Below are 21,215 nucleotides of genomic sequence, written 5' to 3' on the forward strand. Positions count from 1 at the left end.
CTACGAACCGTCAACCATTCTCCACCAGAAACTCGACACGCTCCGCGGCAAAGCGCGAGCGCTTGGTCGTCAGCGGCTCGCCGCCGGTATCAACGTCGGTGCTGTCGACCACGAGCACCGGGCGTCCGAGCGCGAGGTCCAGCCGCGCGGCGTCGGTCGCATCCACGATACCGGCGGTGATCCGGGTCGAGGCGCGGCGAAAATCCCGGATGCCGTAATGCGCCACCAGCTTGGTCATCGAGCGCACATTGGCGAACACCTTCCCGGCGTCAGGAAAGCGCACGGCCGAAAGCCAGGTGGTGCTGACGCAGATCGGCGCGCGGTCGGCGAGCCGCACCGATTCGATCCGGATCAGCGGTGCCCCCGTCTTCAACCCAAGCTCCCGTGCCAGTTCGCGCGTGGCGGCTTCCTCGGTCGCGTCGATGAATTGGCCGCGCGGTTCGCGGCCGCCGGCGCCGACGATCTCGGAAAACCGCGTCCGTGAGCGCAGGGGATAGGCGAGGCGCCGGGTCTCGACATAGGTGCCGCTGCCGCGCTCGGCGCGCACCAGGCCGCGTTCGGCGAGCGTGGCGAGCGCCCGGCGAACGGTGTGGCGGTTGACCCGATAGGTCTCGGCGATCTCCATCTCGCCCGGCAGCTTTTCGCCGGCGGCAAAGCGGCCGTCGGCAATGCCGCGCTCGATGCCGTCGGCGACCTGCCGCCACAAAGCGACGCCGGAAGGCGCGTCCTGGACGCTCATGGAACGAAATGGGGCATCGGCAAAAATCACCTCAGTATCACGAAATCGTCATGGCGCTTCGTTATCAAGTTGTCTAATATCATAGACAACTTGATTCCGGCAAGGCCGATATGATGGCGAGTGACGACAGTCTGGCAGACGAAAACGGCGGGCAGGCGCGGCGCAAGGCCGTGATGGCGGTGCTGGCTCATTCCGTAACGGCCGACATAGAGGGGCGCCTCGGGACGATCGCGTTGCCAGCGCACGAAGACCTGCGCGAGCCCGAAAATGGGCTCGTCATGGTGCGTGGCCGAATTGGCGGCGACGGCGCGCCGTTCAATCTCGGCGAGGCGACGGTGTCGCGCGCCGCGGTGCGGCTGTCGACCGGCGAGGTCGGCTTCGGCTACACGCTGGGCCGCGACCGGGAGAAGGCGAAGCTGATCGCGCTGTGCGATGCCATGGTGCAATCGGCCGAACTGGCTGGCGCGATCGAAGCCCAGGTCGTTGCGCCGCTGCGTGCGGCGATGATTGAAAAGCGAAACCGGAAGGCTGCGGAGGCGGCGGCAACGCGGGTCGATTTCTACACACTGGTGCGTGGTGAGGGCTGACATGACGACCGTTGCCGAGCTGCCCGCAGGATTTGCCGACAAGGTGTTGTCGGCGCAATCGACCTTTCGGTCCGTCATGGATGCGCTCGCCCGCCCGGGCAGCATTCACCGTATCGCGTCCGCTGCCGGCGCGCCGGGCGGGATGATGCGCGGCACCGCCGCGATCGCGCTGACCTTGTTCGATCACGATACGCCGGTCTGGCTCGACGGCCGGATGTCGGCGACGCCGGAAGTCGCCAAATGGCTCAAGTTCCACGCCAGCGCCCCGGTTGTTACGGATTCATCGATTGCGAGTTTTGCGCTGGTGGGCGATCCCGAAAACCTTCCGTCGCTCGATCGTTTCGCGTTCGGCAGCAATGAATATCCGGACCGCTCGACAACGCTGATCCTGCAGGTCGAAAGCCTGACAAATGACTCCGCTCTCGAGTTGCACGGGCCCGGTATCGACGGCACAGCAGTGCTGCGCGCTTCAATCCAGCCGAAGGATCTTTTCGAGCGGCTGGCGATAAACGCCGCGCTGTTTCCGTGCGGCATCGACGTCGTGCTGGTCCATGACGATTCTATCGTCGCCATACCGCGCACGACACGGCTCGCGAGAGGAGGCTGATCATGTATGTCGCCGTCAAGGGAGGCGAGCGCGCCATCGAGAACGCCCATCGCCTGCTGGCGCATGAGCGGCGTGGTGACCGCGACGTTCCCGAATTGACACTGGCCCAGATCTCCGAACAGCTTTCGCTCGGTGTCGACCGCGTCATGACCGAAGGCTCGCTGTACGACCGCGAACTTGCGGCGCTGGCCATCAAGCAGGCGCGCGGCGACCTGATCGAGGCGATCTTCCTGGTGCGCGCGTTCCGCGCCACGCTGCCGCGCTTTGGGACGACAGAACCGGTCGAAACCGGCGCAATGCAGGTGCGCCGCCGGATTTCCTCGACCTTCAAGGATATTCCGGGCGGGCAAATTCTTGGTCCCACGTTCGATTACACCCATCGCCTGCTGGATTCGCAACTTGCTGATGGGGCAGCGCCCGAGGCGCCCGCGACAGGTGAGGCGTCCACAGGTGCGACTCCGCGCGTGACCGACATTTTGGGCCGCGATGGCCTGATCGAGTCGTCGCCGGTCGCAGATGCCGACGCTCCCGTCGGCGATCTGACGCGCGAGCCGCTCAGTTTCCCGGCGGAGCGCGATCTGCGCCTGCAAAATCTGGCGCGGGCCGATGAGGGTTTTCTGCTGGCGCTCGGATATTCCTCGCAGCGCGGCTATGGCCGCAATCATCCTTTTGCCGGCGAGATTCGTTTCGGCGAGGTAGAGGTCGAGTTCATGGCCGAGGATGCCGGCTTTGCCGTTCCGCTCGGTTCAGTCGTGCTGACGGAATGCCAGATGGTCAATCAGTTCAAGGGATCGGCGACGGAAGCGCCGTGTTTTACGCGCGGTTACGGTCTGGCGTTCGGACAAAGCGAGCGCAAGACCATGTCGATGGCGCTGGTGGACCGAAGCCTGCGCGCCCGCGAGCTCGGCGAGGAAGTGATCGCGCCCGGCCAGGACGAGGAATTCGTGATGTCGCACTCGGACAATGTGCAGGCGACCGGCTTCGTCGAGCATCTCAAGCTGCCGCATTACGTCGATTTCCAGTCCGAGCTCGGCCTACTGCGCAAATTGCGCAAGGAATTCGCCGAGGCGAACGAGACGCCGCCGATGCGGGAGGCCGCGGAATGAACGCGCCTGCTTACAATTTCGCCTATCTCGACGAGCAGACCAAACGGATGATCCGCCGCGCGATCCTGAAGGCGATCGCGATTCCCGGCTATCAGGTGCCGTTCGCCAGCCGCGAGATGCCGATGCCCTATGGCTGGGGAACGGGCGGCGTGCAGGTGACGGCGGCGATCCTGGGGCCTGACGATGTACTTAAGGTGATCGACCAAGGCTCCGACGACACCACCAACGCGATTTCGATCCGTAAATTCTTCGGCAAGACTGCCGGCGTTGCAACGACGACTGCTACGGCGGATGCCAGCGTGATTCAGACCCGGCATCGAATTCCCGAAGCGCCGCTACATGCGGGGCAGGTGCTGGTCTATCAGGTGCCAATACCCGAGCCGCTGCGGTTCCTGGAGCCGCGCGAGACCGAGACGCGGCGCATGCATGCGCTCGGCGAGTATGGCTTGATGCACGTCAAGCTGTACGAAGACATCGCGCGCTTCGGCCATATCGCGACCTCCTATGCTTATCCAGTGAAAGTGAACGCGCGCTATGTGATGGACCCGTCGCCGACGCCGAAATTCGACAATCCGAAGATGGACAATTGTCCGGCACTACAACTGTTCGGCGCCGGGCGCGAAAAGCGCATCTATGCGATTCCGCCGCACACCAATGTCGTGTCGCTCGATTTTGAGGACCACCCGTTCACGCGCTACCGCTTCGACGCGCCCTGCGCGCTGTGTGGCGCAGGCGATTCCTATCTCGACGAGATCGTCACCGACGACAAGGGTGGCCGGATGTTCGTCTGTTCCGATACCGACTATTGCGAGGCGCGTCAGCAGGCCGGCCATCGCGGCAGCGAGAGCGCCGCGCCGCACAAGGAGGGGGCGCATGGTTGAACTGCAAAACTCCATGCAGGACGATGAGCCGCTTCTGGTCGCAGACCACCTCGGCAAGGCCTACGGCCGGTTGACCGCCTGCCGCGATGTGTCCTTTGCGCTCTACCCCGGCGAAGTGCTGGCGATCGTCGGTGAGTCCGGGTCGGGCAAGTCGACACTGCTGCAACTGTTGTCCGCGCAGCTCGCGCCGAGTGCCGGGCGTGTGTCGTACCGGATGCGGGACGGCGTGTTGCGCGATCTGGCCGCGTTAGGCGAGGCCGAGCGCCGCTTCCTGTTCCGCACCGACTGGGGCTACGTCCATCAGGACCCTGCGCAGGGGCTGCGGATGGCGGTTTCGGCCGGCGCCAATGTCGGCGAACGGCTGATGGCGGTGGGCTGGAATCACTACGGCCGCATCCGCGATACTGCCTCGTCCTGGCTGGAGCGGGTCGAGATCGATACTGCGCGCATCGACGATGCGCCGCGGACCTATTCCGGCGGCATGCGGCAACGGCTGCAGATTGCGCGCAATCTGGTGACCGAACCGCGCCTGGTGTTCATGGACGAGCCGACCGGCGGGCTCGACGTATCGGTGCAGGCGCGGCTGCTCGATCTGATGCGCAACCTCGTTAGCGAACTCGGCCTTGCCGCCATCGTCGTCACCCATGACCTCGCTGTGGCGCGGCTGCTGTCACATCGTGTGATGGTGATGAAGGGCGGTCGGGTCATCGAAACCGGTCTGACCGACCAGGTGCTCGACGATCCTCGTGAGCCCTACACCCAGCTGCTCGTTTCCTCCATTCTGCCGGCATGAGCGCGCCAATGACAGCGATGATCGACATCACCAACGCCGAAAAGACCTTCACTATGCATCTGCAGGGCGGCGTCGAGCTGCCCGTGGTGCGCGGCGTCTCGTTGCATGTCGAGCCGGGTGAATGCGCGGTGCTGTCGGGTCCTTCAGGCGCCGGCAAATCCTCGATCCTGAAAATGATCTTCGGCAATTACCGCTGCGATGGCGGACGGATCGGAATCCGGCATTGCGGCGAAGTGATCGATCTTGCCACGGCCGAACCACGGCAGGTGCTGAGCGTGCGCCGCTCCTCCATCGGATATGTCAGCCAGTTCCTGCGTGCGGTGCCGCGGGTCGCCACCATCGACGTGGTGGCGGAGCCCTTGATCGCGAACGGAACGGCGCGCGCGGAAGCCCGCGGGAAAGCAGGCGCGCTGCTGCGCTGCCTCAACATTCCCGAGCGGTTGTGGGCGCTGCCGCCATCGACGTTCTCCGGCGGCGAACAGCAGCGGGTCAACATTGCGCGCGGGTTCATTTCCGATTTTCCGATTCTGTTGCTGGACGAACCCACCGCCTCGCTCGACGCGGCCAATCGCGCCGTCGTCGTTGAACTGATCGGACAAAAGAAGCGCCAGGGCGTCGCGATGGTGGCGATCGTCCATGACGATGAAATTCGCCATCTGATCGCCGACCGAATCGTCGACGTGACGTCATTTGCCGCCGCCGCTTGAAGGAAGAGATGTGAGATGACAAGGCAAGAGACCATCCTCGGTAACGCCCGCATCGTGCTGGCCGATCGTGTGATTGAGTGCGGCTGGGTCGCTTTCGCCGATGGCCGCATCGCCGAATACGGCGAGGGCAGTGGGCCGGTAGGCAGCGAGGACGCCGGCGGCGACCTGATCATGCCCGGCCTAATCGAACTGCACACCGACCATCTGGAAATGCATTATGTGCCGCGCCCGAAAGTATTCTGGGATCCGATCGCCGCGGTGGTCTCCTACGACGGACAGTTGGCTACCTCCGGCATCACCACGGTTCTGGATTCACTCCGCGTATGGCGCGAGGATGGCGCCGAGGAGGTCGACGGACGAGCAGGCGTGCTCGCGGACGCGATCACGGCGGCGCGTGAGGCGAGCCTGCTGCGCGCTGAGCATTTTCTGCATCTGCGCTGCGAAATCCCGATGCCGAGCGTCGTCGAGGAAGCCAAGGAATTGATCGACCGGCCGGACGTGCGTCTGATGTCGCTGATGGACCACACGCCGGGCCAGCGCCAGTTCCGTGACGAGGTCAAGCTCCGCGATTATTACCGCGGCAAGGGGGGCGGCAAGACTGATGCTGAGCTCGACGCACTGTTCGAGAAGCGCTTCCACTATCAGAAGACGTATGCCGCGAGCAACATGCGCGAAATCGTGGCGCTTGCGCATCGGTATGAAATCCCGCTCGCCAGCCACGATGACACGACCGAGGAAAATGTCGCCGACGCGATCCAGGACCGGGTTTCGGTGGCGGAATTCCCGACCACGATGGAAGCCGCGCGGGGCCTGCACCAGGCCGGGATCGGCATCCTGATGGGGGCACCGAACGTGGTCCGCGGCGGTTCGCATTCCGGCAACATTGCCGCCGTCGATCTCGCCCGCGAGGGACTTCTGGATATCCTGTCGTCCGATTACATCCCCTCGAGCCTGTTGATGGCCGCGCTGCAATTGCCGCAGCACGTTGCGGCGATCGATCTGGCCTCCGCCGTTCGCACCGTCACCAAGACACCGGCCGAAGCCGTGGGCCTTGCCGACCGTGGCGAGATTGCAGCCGGCAAGCGGGCCGATCTGATCCGGGTGCATGTTGCCCGCGACATTCCGGTGGTGCGCAGCGTCTGGCGGGAAGGGCGGCGGGTCGCATGACGGAGACGCTGACAACCACAACCGCAGATCAGACCGCTGCAATCGGACCGGGCCGGTTGGTGCTCGTGGTCGGTCCGAGCGGAGCCGGCAAGGATACGCTGCTCGGCCTTGCCAAGGCAGCCTGTGCCGATGATGGCAACGTCGTGTTTCCGCGCCGCGTGATTACGCGTGAAGCCTCGGCAGCGGAGGAAAACGAGGAGGTCAGCATCGGCACGTTTCGGGCGGCGTTGACGCGTGGCGAATATGCCATGCATTGGGAAGCCCACGGCCACTGCTACGCGCTGTCGCGCGCGATCGATGACGAAATCCGTTCTGGGCGAACCATCGTCGCCAACGTATCGCGTACGGTCGTTGGCGCGATGCGCAGCGCCTATGCCGACGTGGTGGTGGTTTCAATCACGGCGCCGCCAAACGTTCTGGCTGAACGGATTGCGATGCGCGCACGAGGCAGCGACGGCATGGTCGAAAACCGCCTGCGCCGCACGGTCGAGGACGCCTCCGCTGCGCCTGATGTCACCATCGTCAACGTCAGCAGCGCCGAATACCATGCCCGCCAACTCGTCCGCGTCATCAAGGGCGAGAAATGGGACGATTAGAGCCCGGTTCTGATTGAATCAGAGCCGGCCTCCAGTTGTTATTTTGACGCGTTTTCTTTATGCGAACCGGCGTCCGCTTCGCTCGAAAACGGTACGGAAGGAGACCGGAAATGACCGTTGTCGCGACCATCGAGCAGCTCGAGGCCATCTACGGCTTTCCCAACGATGCCTCGACGGTGAAGGTCGCGGACAGGATCACGCCGGCCTATCGGGCCTTGATGGACAAGTCGCCGTTCGCGGCGCTGGCGACCTGCGGGCCGGAGGGACTGGATTGCTCGCCGCGTGGCGACCTGCCGGGCTTCGTGCGCATCCAGGATGAGAAGACGCTGATGATGCCGGATCGCCGCGGCAACAACCGCTGCGACTCGCTGCGCAATATCGTGCGCGATCCCCGGGTGGCGTTGTTGTTTCTCATCCCGGGTTCGGGCAGCACGCTGCGCATCAACGGCCGAGCGGATGTCTCGGTCGATCCGGAACTGCTCGCGTCATTCAAGATGGAGGGCAAGGCGCCGCGCACCGTCGTCGTCATGACGGTCGAGGAGGTCTACTTCCAGTGCGCCCGCGCCATCGTGCGCTCCGATCTCTGGAATCCCGATAAACGCGTTGATCCCCGGAGCTTGCCGACGCCCGGCCAGATTCTTGCCGAGATGAGCGGCAACGCCGTCGGCGGCGAGAAATACGACCGCGAATGGCCGGAGCGCGCGCGGCAGACAATGTGGTGATGCGCTGATATCGCTCGCGATCTGGCAGCGGGCATACACGGCAAGCAATCCAGAACGATGGTCGCCGGCACCGCAAGCCGATGGTGTCAGGCGTGGCGGATCACCTTTTCCGCGCATTTGAGAAAATTCCGGACCAGCGGATTGGGAGAATCCCGGTGCCAGCAAACCGCGACGTCGATGGCATCGTCGGCGTCGAGGAACGGCCTGAACACGACGCCGGTCGGGCATCCAAGCTGGGTGCAGGCGGGAAGGATCGCTATGCCCTCTCCGGCAAGGACGAGGCTGAGCGCCGAGTGCACCGTCTCGACCCGGTTCGCGACCGGCATGCTGACTTGATGCCGCCGAAGCAGCGACGTCACAACGGAGGCCGCCGGATCCTCGGCAGGTCCGGGCAAACTTATCAGCGGGCGGCCCTGCAGCTTTCTCACCGGCACGGCCGCCGAGCGCGCCAGTTGCGAACCGGCCGGCATCGCCAGCATCAATCGCTGCTTTCCGATCGTGGAGACCTCGATCTCGCTGTGGCGAATGGCGGGCATGCATAGCGCGACAGTCACGCTGTGATCCAGCAGCCGAGCCTCGCGCGTCGATGCGCTCAGTTCGATGAACTCCAGATCGACCTTGGGTAGGGCCCTTCGAAGTTCCGGCACGAGCTTCGGCAGCACGGCGTGGGCAAGCGCGAACATGTAACCGACCGACAATCTTCCCCGGCGTCCCGCCGCCACCGCGCGGGCTGCCTCGAAGCCCTCAGCCGCCAGGGCCAGCGCCTCGCGCGCGCGCGACAGCAAGGCGCGACCGGCCGCCGTCAGCTCCATGCCCCGCGCGGCCCGGCGAAACAGCGGGGTTCCTACTTCCGATTCCAGTTTGCGGATCTGGACCGACAGCGGCGGCTGCGCCATACGCAGGCGTACGGCCGCCCGGCCAACGCTGCGTTCTTCTGCGACGGCAACGAAATAGCGGAGGCGCCGGAGGTCCATTTTTGCTATACCGAAATCGTATGGGCAGGTTGTGCGATGGTATTGGACCTGAAGTCAATGTGAATGTCATCTTTGCGTCATTCGACCCTGGGGACTTTAGCGCGATGAGCGACGAACTGTGCTTTCTGTCCGCGACTGAACTCCGCGCGCGGATCGTCCGCAGGGATGTTTCACCGCTCGAAATTGCGCGTGCCGTTCTTGCGCGTGCCGAGCGAATGCAGCCCGAGTTGAACTGCTTCATCACGCTGTGCGGTGATGAGGCCATGATCGAGGCGAGGAATGCGGAGCGTGAGATCATGGCCGGGGGACGGCTCGGCCTTCTTCACGGCATTCCGTTCACCGTGAAGGATATTGTCAACACCAAGGGGGTGCGAACGACCTTCGGAGCGATCCCCTACAAGGACAACGTCCCTGACCATGATGCGGTCGCCGTGGCCCGAATGCGGGCAGAGGGGGCCATTCTCGTGGGCAAGACCACGACGCCGGAGTTCGGCACCAAGTGCCTGACGGACTCGCCGTTGTTCGGCCGCACGCGGAATGCCTGGAGCGGTACGCGCTCCAGTGGTGGTTCAAGCGGGGGAGCGGCGGTCGCGGTTGCCAGCGGCATTGCGCCTCTTGCGATCGCGACGGATGGCGGCGGCTCGACACGGATTCCGGCAGCCTGCAACGGCGTCGTCGGGCTGAAGCAAAGTAGCGGCGTTATTCCCCACAGTCAGGTGCAGGATGCGTTCGGCAACCAGACCTATGTGACGCCTATGACGCGCACCGTGGCGGACACTGCACTGATGATGCAGACGATGTCGGGAGAAGACGCTTCTGATCCGTGGTCGATCGGATTCCCGCAGTGGAATTTTGTCGAGGGATCGGCTCCAAATGGCGATCTGCGCGGGCGCAAGATTGCATTCTGCCTCGCGCCGCACGGCCGGCCGGTTGCGGCCGATGTCGTCGCTGCATTCAGGGTCGCGCTTGCCAGGCTGGAGGCCCTCGGGGCCGAGGTCGAGGAAATACAGGGCGATGGATTCGAGGTGGAGCCGATCTGGCGCGCCATCAATCACACCGCGTGGCGCGCGCGGTTCGAGAAGCTTGCGGCCGATCATGGCGACGTGCTGAGCGAGACCTTCATGAAGCAACTGGCGCTTGCCACGAAGGTCAGCGGTGTTGACTATCAGCGGGCGATGTTTGACCGTACGGCCCTGTTCCGGCGGATCCAGACCTTGTTGCTGAGGGTCGATATTCTCGCAATGCCAACCATCACCCGAACCGCACTTCCGATCAATCAGGACCTATTTGGCACGATAGACATCGACGGGCAGGTATTCAGCGACGTGCGGCCGAGCTGGTTTCCCTGGACAATGCCGTTCAACATGACCGGTCATCCGGCGGTCAGTCTGCCTTGCGGCTTTGGCGCGGACGGCCTGCCGATCGGCATTCAGCTCGTCGGCAAATTCCGCGGAGACATCGAGTTGCTGCGTGTCAGCGCGCTGTTTGAGGCTTCGCAAGATCTTCTCGGCCGGTGGCCGAGCCTGGCCAGCTAAGCGAAAAATGCGGCTGCCACCACGCTGCTAACAGGGTAGTGGCCGCTAACAAGGGAATCGGGACTTGAGCGTCTTCATTTTCCGCCGCTTTCTGACGCTGATAGCGACGCTGGTCGGCGCGTCGCTGATTATCTTCCTTGTCCTGGATGCCTTGCCCGGCAACGCCGCACAGATGCTGATGGGCGCGGATGCCTCGCCCGATGCGGTCCGGGCGCTGACGATCAAGCTCGGGCCGCAATGGATCACCATTGCGAGCACGAAGCTGAAAGGCGTGTGGAAGGAAGTCCCGCAATTCGAAAACGATTTCTCCGCCTGGTCCTGGGATTAAGCCGGGGCGGGCACGACGAGCCCGTCGGATTGCGGCTTTGGTCTCATCGAACGGTTGACGCCGCGCCGCTGCACCGTCGTCGCTGATCATCCCGACGGAACATGCGGGCAAGTGCTCGATCGCGGCTTGCTTCCGCGCTTGTCGATGGGCACGTTGCAATTATCGATCCGTTGCTCGTCCATCCACTTCCTGCCCATGCGCTCTTTTCCGGTCAGCGATGAACCGTTGGCGGGCACAGCGGTCTCCGCGGTTGGCGCGGTTTGGTCAGGCCGTCTGTCCTGTGCAAAGACTCCCGATGCAAAGCACATCGCAAAAAGAAAACTGATCAAACCCAAGTGAATCGGTTCCATAGCTGGCCTCGCCAAAAGAGCTCAAGCGCCAGATTAAACATCTCAGGATCCGCGTAGCCACCCGGAACCTGAAAGCAACGGGTCAGTTGCCTCTCATCACGTTGTGCGTGCTTCAAGAGAAAGGAGAGGCAGATGAAGATGAAACAGCTCTTGATTGCTGGTTGCTCCATCCTGGTTTTGAGCACCGGCGCCGCCTTGGCGGGTCCGTGTGACACGGGCCGTGCCGCCAACCTGAGAGACGCTGGCTCCGGACCGGCGAAGATGGGTGAAAGCCAAACAACGGGTATGGCCAGTAGCAGCAGTCAACATCCGCCGACCGATAAGATGAATCAATCGACCGGAGATGTTGCGGCATCTTCGCAGGATACGCAGCGGCAGATGCAAGGCGAGCCAACGGCTGCTCAGCAGGCTGAAGGCGCCAAAGCTGACAGCAAGACCACAGAGGCAGACAAGGATTGCTGAGGCGTGTAGCTGAGACGGTGTCGGATTGTCGGCGCTTCGGCCGGCTCTCCGACATCCCGAAGTGTCTGTCTGCAACGACAGATGGCTTTGGCAGGCGAACCGAATTCGCCAATCGTGACCGACGCGACGTATATGGCGATTTGTCGTTTTTTCGTTCGCCTTGTCCAAGAGCGAAGTGGCTTTGCCCAAGAGGGAAATTTCCGGCGTCAGATATGTCGGTATGCCTTCAATGCCGGAGCTTCCGTGCTTGCGCAAAGTTCGAGGTCAACCTAGTTTTGAGCCGGCACGAATGTCGTGCCAGCACTGCTTGGGAGAAACCCTGATGAGTTGGAAAACTCCGAAGATTGTGGAAGTGCCGGTGGGCATGGAAATCAACATGTACGCCTGCGCGGCGCGTCAATAGACGTGTCGGAACGGTCTGCCCGGCTCCGGCAACAGCTCGTTGGTGCGGGCCGGGCAAGCTGTACGATCCCGAGAAAGTTCTCCACTGCCTGCCGCAGGGGAGCAGGGCGCGGATCCTGCCAAAATGGACGGGAATCCCCAGCAGACGACCGCCGGAAGGCGACTCGGTCCTGATTCTACTCCGTCCCACCTCCAATTCCACGTGTTCCCACGGCTCGCCCACGGTCGCCGCATTATGCTAGGATATGTCTTCGGCTAACGCCGCTGGACTTCAACCCCGTACCTGCTGAATGCGAATGCCCGTGCGTGCAAAGATTATCCAGGCGGCGGTCGTGTCTCTTGCTGCGCTGCTGCCGTCCTGCGTCCATGCCGAAGGCATCGATACCGAGCACCTGTTCGGCTTCATGATCGGCGCCGATGTCGGCACCGTCGGCGAGCGGGAGTTTCAAAGCGAGACGACCGGACGCTTCGGCAAGAACGGTGGGCGTTACCGGGCCGTCGGCCAGGAGCTCGAACTTGAGTTTGTGCCGGTCCAGAATTTTCGAATCGAGATCGGGAGCGCGTTTGCGTCACATCTGATCAGTGGCGTACCAGGTCTTGACGACCAGCGCCGGATGTCGTGGCAAGGAGGCTCCGTCGATTTGCGCTACCGCTTTCTCGATCGGGAAACGGCCCCATTCGGGCTCACTTTCGCGACGGAAGCGCATGCTCATCGGATTGATGAGACAACGGCAGAAGGGGTCCGGAGCTTCGGAACGGAATTCAGGCTGGCGTTCGATCGGGAGCTCGTGCCGGGCCGCGTCGTCGCGGCGTTCAACCTGATCTACGAACCGGAGTGGACGCGCATTATTGGCAGTGGCGCGATGGAGCGAGAATCCACCGCAGGTGCAGCGCTTGGGCTAATGGCGCAGTTGCATCCCGGTTTCCTGTTGGGCGGTGAAGCGCGTTACTTGCGGAAATATGAGGGGATCGGCTTGGAGGAACTTGCAGGGCAGGCCTTGTTTGTCGGTCCAGCCGCGTACTTCCAATTGTCGAAACGCTCACGGCTGACCGCAAGCTGGAGCGTTCAGGCGTGGGGGCGTCCGGCCGGGTCAATTGCCAGCCTCGATCTCGTCAATTTCGAACGCCACCAGGCACGGCTGGTATTTGGCGTTAACTTTTAGGGCTGGCGACGCACGCTCGGCCCGGTTCCGGCTTTTTCACGGGGTAGTGAAACTTTACGCCGTCCGTTACCGTAGCTTTTTGCGTTATCAATTCGGGAGCAATTCAAGGGATATCAAGCATGACTCCGATAGATTTGATCGTGACCGTCTGTGCCGTGCTTTCGCCGACCACCTGCGAGGAAACCCATCTGGTCTTTTCTTCAGATGTTTCGTTGCGGCAATGTGCCATGGCTGCGCAGCCCTACATCGCGCAGTGGGTGGGCGAACATCCGAAATGGACCGCGGTCAAATGGCGCTGCGAATATCCACGTAACAACCAAAAGGCGCTCCAAGACGCCGTGCGGTCCACCGGCTGAATAATCGAGGGCGAGAAGGCTGTGGCGGCTACTTGTTGCAGTCCTTCAGATCCTTGTCCGCGATCGAAAACACGGCGTCGGGCTTGAGATCGATGCCGCGCACAAAGCAATGTTTCGAGCCGCGATAGCCGACCTTGGCGTCATAGCGTCCCGGCTCCACTCCCGTGATGCGCAGGCGCTCGTCGTGATCGACTTCCTTGTCCTTGTCGTTCAGGGTCTGGTTGGGACCCCAGTCGTTCTTGCCGGACGGAGAGAGCTGAAACTCCGAAATGGTCGCGGTGGTCAGATTCCACAGACGGATGCCTTTTCCCTGCGCGGCCACTTCATTGGCGCTCGCTGCCAGCAGGGTCACCAAAGCCAGGATCCATCGCATCGGGCAATCCCTTCATCGCGAAGCATTTAGAGCCGTCATTGCTTTATCAGACGGTCTCGATTTCTCGCCTTGTCGAAATTTCTCGCCCGGTCGAGGCCGATTGGGGCGATCAACCTGGCTGAATCGAGATCGGCGCCATCGAAATCGGTATCGATGACGGTGATGCCGGTCAAGTCGGCTCCCCCGAGTTGGGCTCCCTTGAGAGAAGCACCTGTGAGGTCACTGCCCTTCAGCGCCGCAAACTCGAGATCGACGCGCGACAGGTCGGCGCTGCGCGCGTTCAGCCCTTCCAGATTGGCGGATTTGAGAATTGCGCGCATCAGGCCCATCGATTGGTTGCGCATGTCGGCGCCCAAATTTGCGCCCGCGATCGAGGCGCCGACAAGGCTCGCGCCGGTGAGATCAGCGGCGATGCGTGCTCCCGAGAGATCGGCGCCGTCGAGGCGGGCGCGAACCATCTGCGAGGCGAACAGGTTTGCGCCCTTCAGGCTTGCGCTGGTCAGGTCCGCCTCGAGCAGCCATGCCTGGTCGAGGATGGCACGGTCTAGTCTGGCACCGGCGAGCTTCGTCCTGTTGAGCCGTGCCGCACGAAAAATTGCGCCGGACAGGTTGAGCCCGGAGAGATCGAGCCCGGACAGTCTCTTTCCCGCGAAATCGGCAGGCACGGCGTCGGTCGCCGCGGCGAGCGCGGCCTCGACCTCGGCACGGGTCATTTCGGCCGAGATCATATCGGGTGACGACAGGTCCACGTGACGCATCATGTCTTGTGCCGCCGCCATCATAGTGGCAAGCGCGAAACCGAGCGCTGCGATTCCGATCGAGCGTATCATCGTCAACCCCGTCGCTGCTGCATATTAGCACCGGCCTCAGGCGCTGCCTATGAGGTATCCCGCTCGGTGGGACCGCCATTGATCCGCCGCATGATGTCCAACTTGATTGCGGCGATCTCGGCCTCGCCGCGCTTGCTGCGCGGTGTGCGGATAGGCAGCTTGGCGAGAATCCGAGCCGGTCGCGGCGACAGCAGGAACAGGCGATCGCCAAGGCGAACCGCGTCGTCCACATCATGGGTAACCAGCAACGTTATCAAGGAGCGGCCGTCCATCAGCAGGGCTATCTCATCGCGCAGACGGGCGGCGAGGGCAGCATCGAGCGAAGCCAGCGGTTCGTCGAGAATGAGGAACTCCGGATCGATGGCGAAGGCGCGGGCGAGGGCAACGCGCCGGGCGAGGCCGAGCGATAGCTCGCCGGGAAAATGGTTGCGATGCGCCTTCAGTTCCAGAATCTCGAAGAGTGCTGAGAGCTTCGCTTCATCGGCCAGCGGCGCGACAAGTCGCACATTTTCTTCGACCGACCGCCAGGGCAACAGCCGCGGTTCCTGGAAAACGAAGCCTATCCGCGCGCCGACCGGACGCGAGACGCGCCCTTGAAAGTCGTGGTCGAGACCGGCGAGAATCCTGAGCATCGTACTCTTGCCGCAGCCGGATGGACCGACCAAGACGCCTACCTCTCCGGCATCAAGCGCAAAGGAGACGTCGGCGATCACGTCGTGCTGTTCACCCGCTGCGCTCTTGAACGTCTTGCTGGCGATATCGACCTCAAGCCGCACGGGGACGCCACCGGGATGACCGGGCCTCAAATGGCTGCACCAAGACGGTTTCAATGAGGAGCACGACCGCCGCGAAGCTCAGTGAATAGGCAAGCAATAGCGGAATGTCGAACAGCTGGAACGCCACGCCAATCTCGAAACCAACTCCGTTCGGACGTCCAAGTAATTCCGCAACAAGGACGATCTTCCAGACCAGGGAAAGCCCTGATCGCGCGGCGGCCGCAATGTAGGGCGACAGTTGCGGCAAAATGACGTGCCGGAACTGCTTCCAGCGCGGCAGCGCAAATACTGTCGCCATTTCGTCGAGTGCCGCGTCGAGGGCACGCGAGCCTTCGCGCAGCGTGACGACTGCGGTCGGGAGCTTGTTGATGGCGATTGCCGCAATGGCGGCGACTTCAGTCAGTCCAGCCCAGATGTAGGCGAGCACGATGACCACGAGCGCCGGCAGATTGAGCAGCAGGATCAGCCAGGGATCGCCCAGCCGATCGGCAAGCCGCACCCGTCCCATCAGGTATCCGATGGCGGCGCCCAGCGTCATCGCCAGCGTGAAGGCGAGGGTAACGCGGGCCAATGTCACGCCGAGATGGAAGAACAAGTTACCGGACCTCACTTCCGCAATCATGGCCGCGAGCACGGTGGGGGGAGGTGGCAGCTTCGCGTCGCCAGCAAGTAGCGAGCCGATCCACCAGGTTGCGAGGAGCACGGCGAATGACAGTAGGCGCGGCACCTCAGCCTCCCGGGATCGCGTGATAGAATGTTCCGGACTCGAGTTCAGGTGCCGGCCCGACAAGTTCGCGGCCGCCGATGTCAGCCAGCACGCGGTAGAGAATGCGTGCGTCGGCTTCTTCGTCGGCGACCGGACGACGCGGAATTCCTTCCCGATAGCGATCGCGATAGGCGCGCAACGTTGCGGCATCGGGAGCGCCGGTCAGTGGCGCAATTTTTTCCCATTCCGCATCCGAGGTCGACAGGATCTCTTTCGCTGCGCGGGTCATGGCGACGAAGCGGGCAATTCTGTCCCGGTTTGCGTTCGCCCATTTTTCGTCGAAGACGTAGCCGATCATGGCAGTGCGGCCTTTGGCGCCGAGCTTCGGCAGTAGATCCTCAATGCCGGCGATGCGGCGAAAACCCTTCGCTTCCAGTCCGGCGCAGAAATTCCAGTAGTTCAACGTCGCATCCATTTCCCCGCTGAGCGTCTTCGCAGCCAGCAGCGGTGGCGCGCCGTAAGCGATGGTCGCGTCCGACTTCAGGTCGATGCCGCTCTTCTTCAACCACGCCAGCAGCAACAGCCAGCTCTTGTCGATCGGGCCACCCGCAACGGCGAGCTTGCGGCCCTTGAGATCGGTCAAGGTCTGGATCGGTGATGCGGCGGGTACCATCACGGCGCCGAGCGCGCTCGAATAGGGATAGAATGTCAGTTTGGCGCCCAGCCCGCGTTCGCGCGACACCCAAAGCCAGTCGGTGACCACAATGTCGGCATTCCCGGCGCGAAGCGCGATCTTGCCCGCCTCAGGGCTCGCCAATTCGAAAACCTCAACCGAAAGGTTGGCCTGCCTGTCGAGGCCGTGGGCGCGGATCACGGCGAGTTCCCAGGCGAATGTTCCGGTCTTCTGCACCGCAACGCGTATAGCCTCGGCGCTGCAGCACGTGCCGAGCGAGGCCGAAACAATCGTAGCGAGCAGCATGCGAACAAAAAACTTCATGGTGCCTTGAGCCGTTTCCTCGAACATCCGCTTTTCTGTGGGACAGTCATAGCATAGCTTCCACAATTACTAGCGGGAGGAAGACGATGACGCTTGTCGGATCGGTACGACCTATTGTCGCCGTGTTGACGGCGCTGTTGACGATGACAGCGATCACGCGCGCCGAGGACTTCAACGATTATCCGACGTCGGCGCGCGTCGAATACGCGTTTGGCTGCCTGAAAGCAAATGGCGAGACGCGGCAGGCGATCGAGCAATGCTCCTGTTCGATCGATGTTATCGCTTCGCTCGTGCCTTTTGAGCGGTATGTCACCGCCGAAACCGTGCTCAGCATGTCGCAGGTCCGGGGAAATCTGGGCGGGCAGTTCCGCACATCCGAGCAGGCGGCGAGCGCGCTCAACGAGCTCAGGCGGGCCCAGGCCGAAGCAGAAGTGCGCTGTTTCTGAGGCGTTGTACGCGGCCCCGAGTCAAATCCCGGAATCGTCGATCTTCCATTCATGCTGGAAGACGTGTCCCTCGGTATCCTTTGCCTCGGCGCGGAAGCGCTTCGCGCCGTTCGACACATAGGTGAACCTGATATTGGGATCTTCCGAAATTGAAATGCCGCCTTCCATCGTCAACACCAGGCTGTCGTCCTGCCAGAGCCGCAGTTCGTTGACGAAGAATGCCGGCACATACAGGTGCGTGACCTGGTCCATCTGCAGGCCGGAATTGTTGGGGTGCCCGATCATGATCTGGGCCTCGCGTGCGCCGCTGGCGGGGCCTTCATCGGCCTTTGCGAACTGCCGGTAGCGCATCTGGCCGAGCCTGCCTTTGGCCTCGTCGGCGTTTTTGGCGGCAGGCGCCGAGCAGCCGCCGGACGCTTTCACATACGTCTTGGTCATGTACAGTTTGCCGTCGCTCAGTTCGGCCACCGCATGAACATCAGTGTAATTGTTGACGCGGACGCGGGTCGAGATTTCCGACACCTTGGCGTCCGGCCCGAGCTGGAATTTTGCGGCCATCGGCGCGGGGTTCTGGTCGATGACCAGCGTAATGCTCAGCACCTGCCTGATGTCACCGGGCGGAAGCTTTGTTCGCAAGGTCACCGGCACGATAGCGGCATCCTCGGCCCGCGTTGGCATTTCGATCGCAATCACGTCGCTGCCATCGTTCATCGGACGGTTGTTGAAGATGTCCTGCACCAGGCCCGGCCAAGGGTCCGGCGTTGCGGCGAGCGCAAGCGGCGCACCGAACAGCAGCAAGCCAGCGGCGACGAACAGGCGGAAAAGAGATCCGGGCATGCACCACCTTCGGATGGAAGCAACGAACGCAATATAGGGCAATGCAGGCGCTATTCCCATTCAATTTCCGAAAATGCTGCGGTTGCGTTGCGGGTGTTGAAGTCGTCGAACAAGTCCCACCGGGATCGCTCGGAGCTCGCTGCCGTGCCTGCCGCCGCGATCGGCTTGCCGCGAGCGACAAGCCCGCGTACGTCCGAGGCCAGCGTTTGGAGATAGCGGCGCTCGTCGGCGAGGGCGGCCGGCCATCTGCTCACAGGACCGTGACCGGGGACCACGCGTTGCGCGGGCAGGGCACCGAGCTCATCGAGTACGCCCAGCCAGCCGCGGATGCTGCCGTCGAGCACGGGCGTGTGGGCCAGAAACACGAGGTCACCCGCGAACAAGGTTTCGGTTTTTTCATCGAGCACCGTGAGATCGCAATCGCTATGCGCGGCGGGCCATGCCCGCAAGACGAGGGAACGTCGGCCCAGATCCAGATTGAGCGTGCCGCTGACGAGCAGCGTTGGCGGCACGATGCGAATCTCGTCGATCAATTCATCGCCCATGGTACGGCGAAATGCATCGAGATAGAATTGTCCGCGCGCGGCGAGCGCGCGTGGCAGGTTCGCGTGGCCGACAAAGGTCGTTCCGTCCTGCGCGAAAGCGCTATTGCCGAAAACGTGATCGGGATGGCCGTGCGTATTGATGACGTAACGGATCGGCTTGTCGGTCCGGGCGCGAATGGCTGCCATCAATTGTCGTCCCTCGCGGAGACTGCCACCGGTATCAATCACGGCGACCGCATCCTCGCCAACGATGAAACCGACATTGGCAATCGCGCCGTCGTTGTCGCGCGTCATCTGCGCGGTTTGGCCGTTGTGCACGAATACGCCATCGGCAATGGAATCAACGGGCAACGGCTGTTGCTGCGCGTGCGAGGCTGTTGCCGTAGCGAGCATCGTAAGCGCGGCCAGGATCAATGCGGGATGAGCCATATTTCGGCCTCCATCCCACCACGAAACGCTATCGGCAATCCCATGTTTCATCGTAGCTAGGTTTGCGTCGCAGCACAGGCGACGAGTCCGTTACGGGGATTATTCCTGTTGCACGCTCCAAATGACAAGCATAGCATTTTGCTTGTCTGCGGCTTTCAACGGAACTTCGTTCGTTGGGGTTGCAGATATTTTTCCGACGTTGGCAACCATGGTGGGCCGGAAGTGCAGCAGCTTTCGATGATATATGCCGGGCAGAAGCGCCGGCTGGCGATTGCAGCATTGGCGGTCCTCGCCGTATTCGTTGGGCGCGATGTCGCACGCGCGCAGATCAATGAAACCGGCGATTTGTCGATCGAGCTGGTCGATCCCAAGGTGTTGCGCGTCTGCGCCGACCCGCACAATCTGCCGTTCTCCAACGACAAGGGCGAGGGATTTGAGAACAAGCTCGCCGAGCTGCTCGCCGAGAAGCTGCACAAGAAGCTGGACTACATGTATTTTCCGCAGGCGACCGGCTTCGTCCGGATGACGCTGGGGGCCCATCGTTGCGACGTCATCATGGGCTTCCCGCAAGGCGACGACTTGGTCCAGGGCACCAATCCCTACTACCGCACCGCCTATGCGCTGGTCGCCAAGCAGGGTAGCGGCCTCGAAGACGTTGCGGCGCTGGAAGACGAGCGGCTGAAAGGCAAGCATATCGGCATCGTGGCCGGCACGCCGCCTGCAACCAACATGGCGGTCAATGGCCTGATGGCGAATGCCAGACCCTATCAGTTGATGGTCGATACGCGTATCGACTCGTCAGCGGAAGCCATGATCGGTGACCTGATGTCGGGTAAGATTGACGCCGGCATTCTGTGGGGACCGATGGCGGGCTTCCATGCCAAGAAGGCGAACCCGCCGCTTCACGTCACGCCCCTCGTGAAGGAAAAGACTGGCCCGCGTTTGGCGTTTCGCATCGGCATGGGGGTACGGGGCGCCGACCAGAACTGGAAGCGGCTGCTCAACCGCCTGATCCAGGAGAACCAGCCCGCTATCAACAAGATACTGCTGGACTTCGGCGTTCCCTTGCTCGACGAGAACGACCGGCCGATCGGCGCGGAGACGGCAACGAAAGCGCCATGAGACAAACGCTCGCAGGCCTGATCCTTGCGGCACTTACATTCATTGTCTCGATATCAGCGCAGGAAAGGCCTCCCGAGCCAGACGGGTACCGCATGGAAGACTACCGTGCGCCGGTTCCCGCAACCCTTGCCGGCGTGCGTGTTCTGACGACTGCGGAAGCCGGTGAGATCTGGCGGGGAAAGACGGGCGTGTTCATCGATGTAATGCCACGCGCGCCGAAGCCGCCAAATCTTCCCGAAGGCACGGTCTGGCGCGACCAGCCGCGGCTCAACATTCCCGGCAGCATGTGGCTGCCGGACACCGGCTACGGAAAGCTGGCGGCCGTGACGGAAGACTACCTGCGGCGCGGCCTCGTCCGCGCGACGGCGGGCAACAAGACCGCGCTGGTGGTGATTTACTGCCTGGCCGATTGCTGGATGTCCTGGAACGCGGCAAAGCGAATCCTGACCTACGGCTACGCCAACGTTGCGTGGTACCCCGAAGGAACGGATGGTTGGGAACGGGCCGGTCTGGCGTTGACGGAGGCGCAGCCGGAACCGCGGGCAGGCGAGGCGGCGCCGTCGGTGCGTTAGGGCGGGACACAAAATATCGAAAACAACCCCATGCAAAGTAGAATGGGGCTGGGCTCCACTTGCGTCCCGGGGGACGGGATGGTCCGTCGTCTCGGCCCAACCTGGTC

Annotated in this window: 26 protein-coding genes and 1 pseudogene; 18 read left to right on the forward strand and 9 right to left on the reverse strand. The window is 62.7% G+C overall.

Going from position 1 to position 21,215, the window contains the following annotated elements; genetic code table 11:
* Nucleotides 1-10: 10 nt before the first annotated feature.
* Nucleotides 11-739 (reverse strand): phosphonate metabolism transcriptional regulator PhnF, encoded by a 729-nt coding sequence (gene phnF / locus V1288_RS23630; protein ID WP_334359326.1) that lies wholly within the window; start codon nt 737-739, stop codon nt 11-13.
* A gap of 113 nt (nt 740-852) precedes the next feature.
* Here phnF and phnG point away from each other — a divergent pair, with 113 nt between their 5' ends.
* From phnG to V1288_RS23675, 9 genes are all read left to right on the forward strand, one after another.
* A complete protein-coding gene (gene phnG, locus V1288_RS23635) occupies nt 853-1,326 on the forward strand; it encodes a phosphonate C-P lyase system protein PhnG (protein WP_334359327.1) in 474 nt (157 codons plus the stop codon).
* A gap of 1 nt (nt 1,327) precedes the next feature.
* Entirely contained in the window at nt 1,328-1,933 is a 606-nt protein-coding gene (phnH, locus tag V1288_RS23640) for a phosphonate C-P lyase system protein PhnH (RefSeq protein WP_334359328.1), read from the forward strand.
* Between the two features lie 2 nt (nt 1,934-1,935).
* Nucleotides 1,936-3,039: a carbon-phosphorus lyase complex subunit PhnI gene (locus V1288_RS23645; RefSeq protein ID WP_334359329.1), complete on the forward strand. Its 1,104-nt coding sequence runs from the start codon at nt 1,936-1,938 to the stop codon at nt 3,037-3,039.
* Complete coding sequence (locus V1288_RS23650; RefSeq protein WP_334359330.1) at nt 3,036-3,920, forward strand: alpha-D-ribose 1-methylphosphonate 5-phosphate C-P-lyase PhnJ; 885 nt, start codon at nt 3,036-3,038, stop codon at nt 3,918-3,920. Before V1288_RS23645 ends, V1288_RS23650 begins: the two co-directional genes overlap by 4 nt.
* Entirely contained in the window at nt 3,913-4,713 is an 801-nt protein-coding gene (gene phnK / locus V1288_RS23655; RefSeq protein ID WP_334359331.1) for a phosphonate C-P lyase system protein PhnK, read from the forward strand. Before V1288_RS23650 ends, phnK begins: the two co-directional genes overlap by 8 nt.
* An 8-nt stretch (nt 4,714-4,721) precedes the next feature.
* Nucleotides 4,722-5,420, forward strand: a complete 699-nt coding sequence (gene phnL, locus V1288_RS23660) for a phosphonate C-P lyase system protein PhnL (RefSeq protein WP_334359332.1) — start codon at nt 4,722-4,724, stop codon at nt 5,418-5,420.
* A 15-nt stretch (nt 5,421-5,435) separates the two neighbouring features.
* On the forward strand, nt 5,436-6,587 hold the full coding sequence (locus tag V1288_RS23665; protein WP_334359333.1) for an alpha-D-ribose 1-methylphosphonate 5-triphosphate diphosphatase: 1,152 nt from the start codon (nt 5,436-5,438) through the stop codon (nt 6,585-6,587).
* Nucleotides 6,584-7,183: a phosphonate metabolism protein/1,5-bisphosphokinase (PRPP-forming) PhnN gene (phnN, locus tag V1288_RS23670; RefSeq protein ID WP_334359334.1), complete on the forward strand. Its 600-nt coding sequence runs from the start codon at nt 6,584-6,586 to the stop codon at nt 7,181-7,183. The genes V1288_RS23665 and phnN overlap by 4 nt, the downstream gene beginning before the upstream one ends.
* Before the next feature lie 110 nt (nt 7,184-7,293).
* On the forward strand, nt 7,294-7,905 hold the full coding sequence (locus tag V1288_RS23675; protein WP_334359335.1) for a pyridoxamine 5'-phosphate oxidase family protein: 612 nt from the start codon (nt 7,294-7,296) through the stop codon (nt 7,903-7,905).
* An 86-nt stretch (nt 7,906-7,991) separates the two neighbouring features.
* Here V1288_RS23675 and V1288_RS23680 read toward each other — a convergent pair whose 3' ends face one another.
* Complete coding sequence (locus V1288_RS23680; protein ID WP_334359336.1) at nt 7,992-8,879, reverse strand: LysR family transcriptional regulator; 888 nt, start codon at nt 8,877-8,879, stop codon at nt 7,992-7,994.
* A gap of 104 nt (nt 8,880-8,983) precedes the next feature.
* Between V1288_RS23680 and V1288_RS23685 the strand changes: the two genes are divergently transcribed.
* The 6 genes and pseudogenes from V1288_RS23685 (at nt 8,984) to V1288_RS23710 (ending at nt 13,475) form a co-directional block, all read left to right on the forward strand.
* Nucleotides 8,984-10,414 (forward strand): amidase, encoded by a 1,431-nt coding sequence (locus V1288_RS23685; RefSeq protein ID WP_334359337.1) that lies wholly within the window; start codon nt 8,984-8,986, stop codon nt 10,412-10,414.
* Between the two features lie 64 nt (nt 10,415-10,478).
* A pseudogene (locus tag V1288_RS23690) lies at nt 10,479-10,646 on the forward strand (ABC transporter permease); the annotation flags it as partial.
* A 578-nt stretch (nt 10,647-11,224) separates the two neighbouring features.
* On the forward strand, nt 11,225-11,554 hold the full coding sequence (locus tag V1288_RS23695) for a hypothetical protein (RefSeq protein ID WP_334359338.1): 330 nt from the start codon (nt 11,225-11,227) through the stop codon (nt 11,552-11,554).
* 322 nt (nt 11,555-11,876) lie between these two features.
* Nucleotides 11,877-11,957, forward strand: a complete 81-nt coding sequence (gene pqqA / locus V1288_RS23700; RefSeq protein WP_108512900.1) for a pyrroloquinoline quinone precursor peptide PqqA — start codon at nt 11,877-11,879, stop codon at nt 11,955-11,957.
* 403 nt (nt 11,958-12,360) lie between these two features.
* On the forward strand, nt 12,361-13,119 hold the full coding sequence (locus tag V1288_RS23705; RefSeq protein WP_334359339.1) for a hypothetical protein: 759 nt from the start codon (nt 12,361-12,363) through the stop codon (nt 13,117-13,119).
* Nucleotides 13,120-13,238: 119 nt separating this feature from the next.
* Nucleotides 13,239-13,475, forward strand: a complete 237-nt coding sequence (locus V1288_RS23710) for a hypothetical protein (RefSeq protein WP_334359340.1) — start codon at nt 13,239-13,241, stop codon at nt 13,473-13,475.
* Nucleotides 13,476-13,503: 28 nt separating this feature from the next.
* Here the strand turns inward: V1288_RS23710 and V1288_RS23715 are convergent, their stop codons facing one another.
* From V1288_RS23715 to V1288_RS23735, 5 genes are read right to left on the reverse strand one after another with little or no spacing between them, the layout of a single operon-like run.
* Entirely contained in the window at nt 13,504-13,848 is a 345-nt protein-coding gene (locus tag V1288_RS23715) for a hypothetical protein (RefSeq protein ID WP_334359341.1), read from the reverse strand.
* A 35-nt stretch (nt 13,849-13,883) separates the two neighbouring features.
* Complete coding sequence (locus V1288_RS23720; protein WP_334359342.1) at nt 13,884-14,678, reverse strand: pentapeptide repeat-containing protein; 795 nt, start codon at nt 14,676-14,678, stop codon at nt 13,884-13,886.
* Between the two features lie 47 nt (nt 14,679-14,725).
* Nucleotides 14,726-15,454 carry an ABC transporter ATP-binding protein gene (locus tag V1288_RS23725; RefSeq protein ID WP_334359343.1) on the reverse strand — a complete coding sequence of 243 codons (729 nt, stop codon included), beginning with the start codon at nt 15,452-15,454 and terminating at the stop codon, nt 14,726-14,728.
* Entirely contained in the window at nt 15,444-16,181 is a 738-nt protein-coding gene (locus tag V1288_RS23730) for an ABC transporter permease (protein ID WP_334359344.1), read from the reverse strand. Before V1288_RS23730 ends, V1288_RS23725 begins: the two co-directional genes overlap by 11 nt.
* 1 nt (nt 16,182) lies before the next feature.
* Nucleotides 16,183-17,157: an ABC transporter substrate-binding protein gene (locus tag V1288_RS23735; RefSeq protein ID WP_442893980.1), complete on the reverse strand. Its 975-nt coding sequence runs from the start codon at nt 17,155-17,157 to the stop codon at nt 16,183-16,185.
* 86 nt (nt 17,158-17,243) lie between these two features.
* Between V1288_RS23735 and V1288_RS23740 the strand changes: the two genes are divergently transcribed.
* On the forward strand, nt 17,244-17,603 hold the full coding sequence (locus V1288_RS23740) for a hypothetical protein (protein ID WP_334359345.1): 360 nt from the start codon (nt 17,244-17,246) through the stop codon (nt 17,601-17,603).
* Between the two features lie 21 nt (nt 17,604-17,624).
* Here V1288_RS23740 and V1288_RS23745 read toward each other — a convergent pair whose 3' ends face one another.
* Together V1288_RS23745 and V1288_RS23750 are read right to left on the reverse strand one after the other, a co-directional pair.
* Nucleotides 17,625-18,440 carry a quinoprotein dehydrogenase-associated SoxYZ-like carrier gene (locus V1288_RS23745; RefSeq protein ID WP_334359346.1) on the reverse strand — a complete coding sequence of 272 codons (816 nt, stop codon included), beginning with the start codon at nt 18,438-18,440 and terminating at the stop codon, nt 17,625-17,627.
* Nucleotides 18,441-18,490: 50 nt separating this feature from the next.
* On the reverse strand, nt 18,491-19,414 hold the full coding sequence (locus V1288_RS23750) for a quinoprotein relay system zinc metallohydrolase 2 (RefSeq protein WP_334359347.1): 924 nt from the start codon (nt 19,412-19,414) through the stop codon (nt 18,491-18,493).
* 237 nt (nt 19,415-19,651) lie between these two features.
* Here V1288_RS23750 and V1288_RS23755 point away from each other — a divergent pair, with 237 nt between their 5' ends.
* Together V1288_RS23755 and V1288_RS23760 are read left to right on the forward strand one after the other, a co-directional pair.
* Nucleotides 19,652-20,536: a substrate-binding domain-containing protein gene (locus V1288_RS23755; protein ID WP_334359348.1), complete on the forward strand. Its 885-nt coding sequence runs from the start codon at nt 19,652-19,654 to the stop codon at nt 20,534-20,536.
* Nucleotides 20,533-21,108 (forward strand): PQQ-dependent catabolism-associated CXXCW motif protein, encoded by a 576-nt coding sequence (locus V1288_RS23760; protein WP_334359349.1) that lies wholly within the window; start codon nt 20,533-20,535, stop codon nt 21,106-21,108. The genes V1288_RS23755 and V1288_RS23760 overlap by 4 nt, the downstream gene beginning before the upstream one ends.
* Nucleotides 21,109-21,215 lie beyond the last annotated feature (107 nt).

Origin of the sequence: Bradyrhizobium sp. AZCC 2176, from assembly GCF_036924645.1 — a bacterium.
Classification (GTDB): domain Bacteria; phylum Pseudomonadota; class Alphaproteobacteria; order Rhizobiales; family Xanthobacteraceae; genus Bradyrhizobium.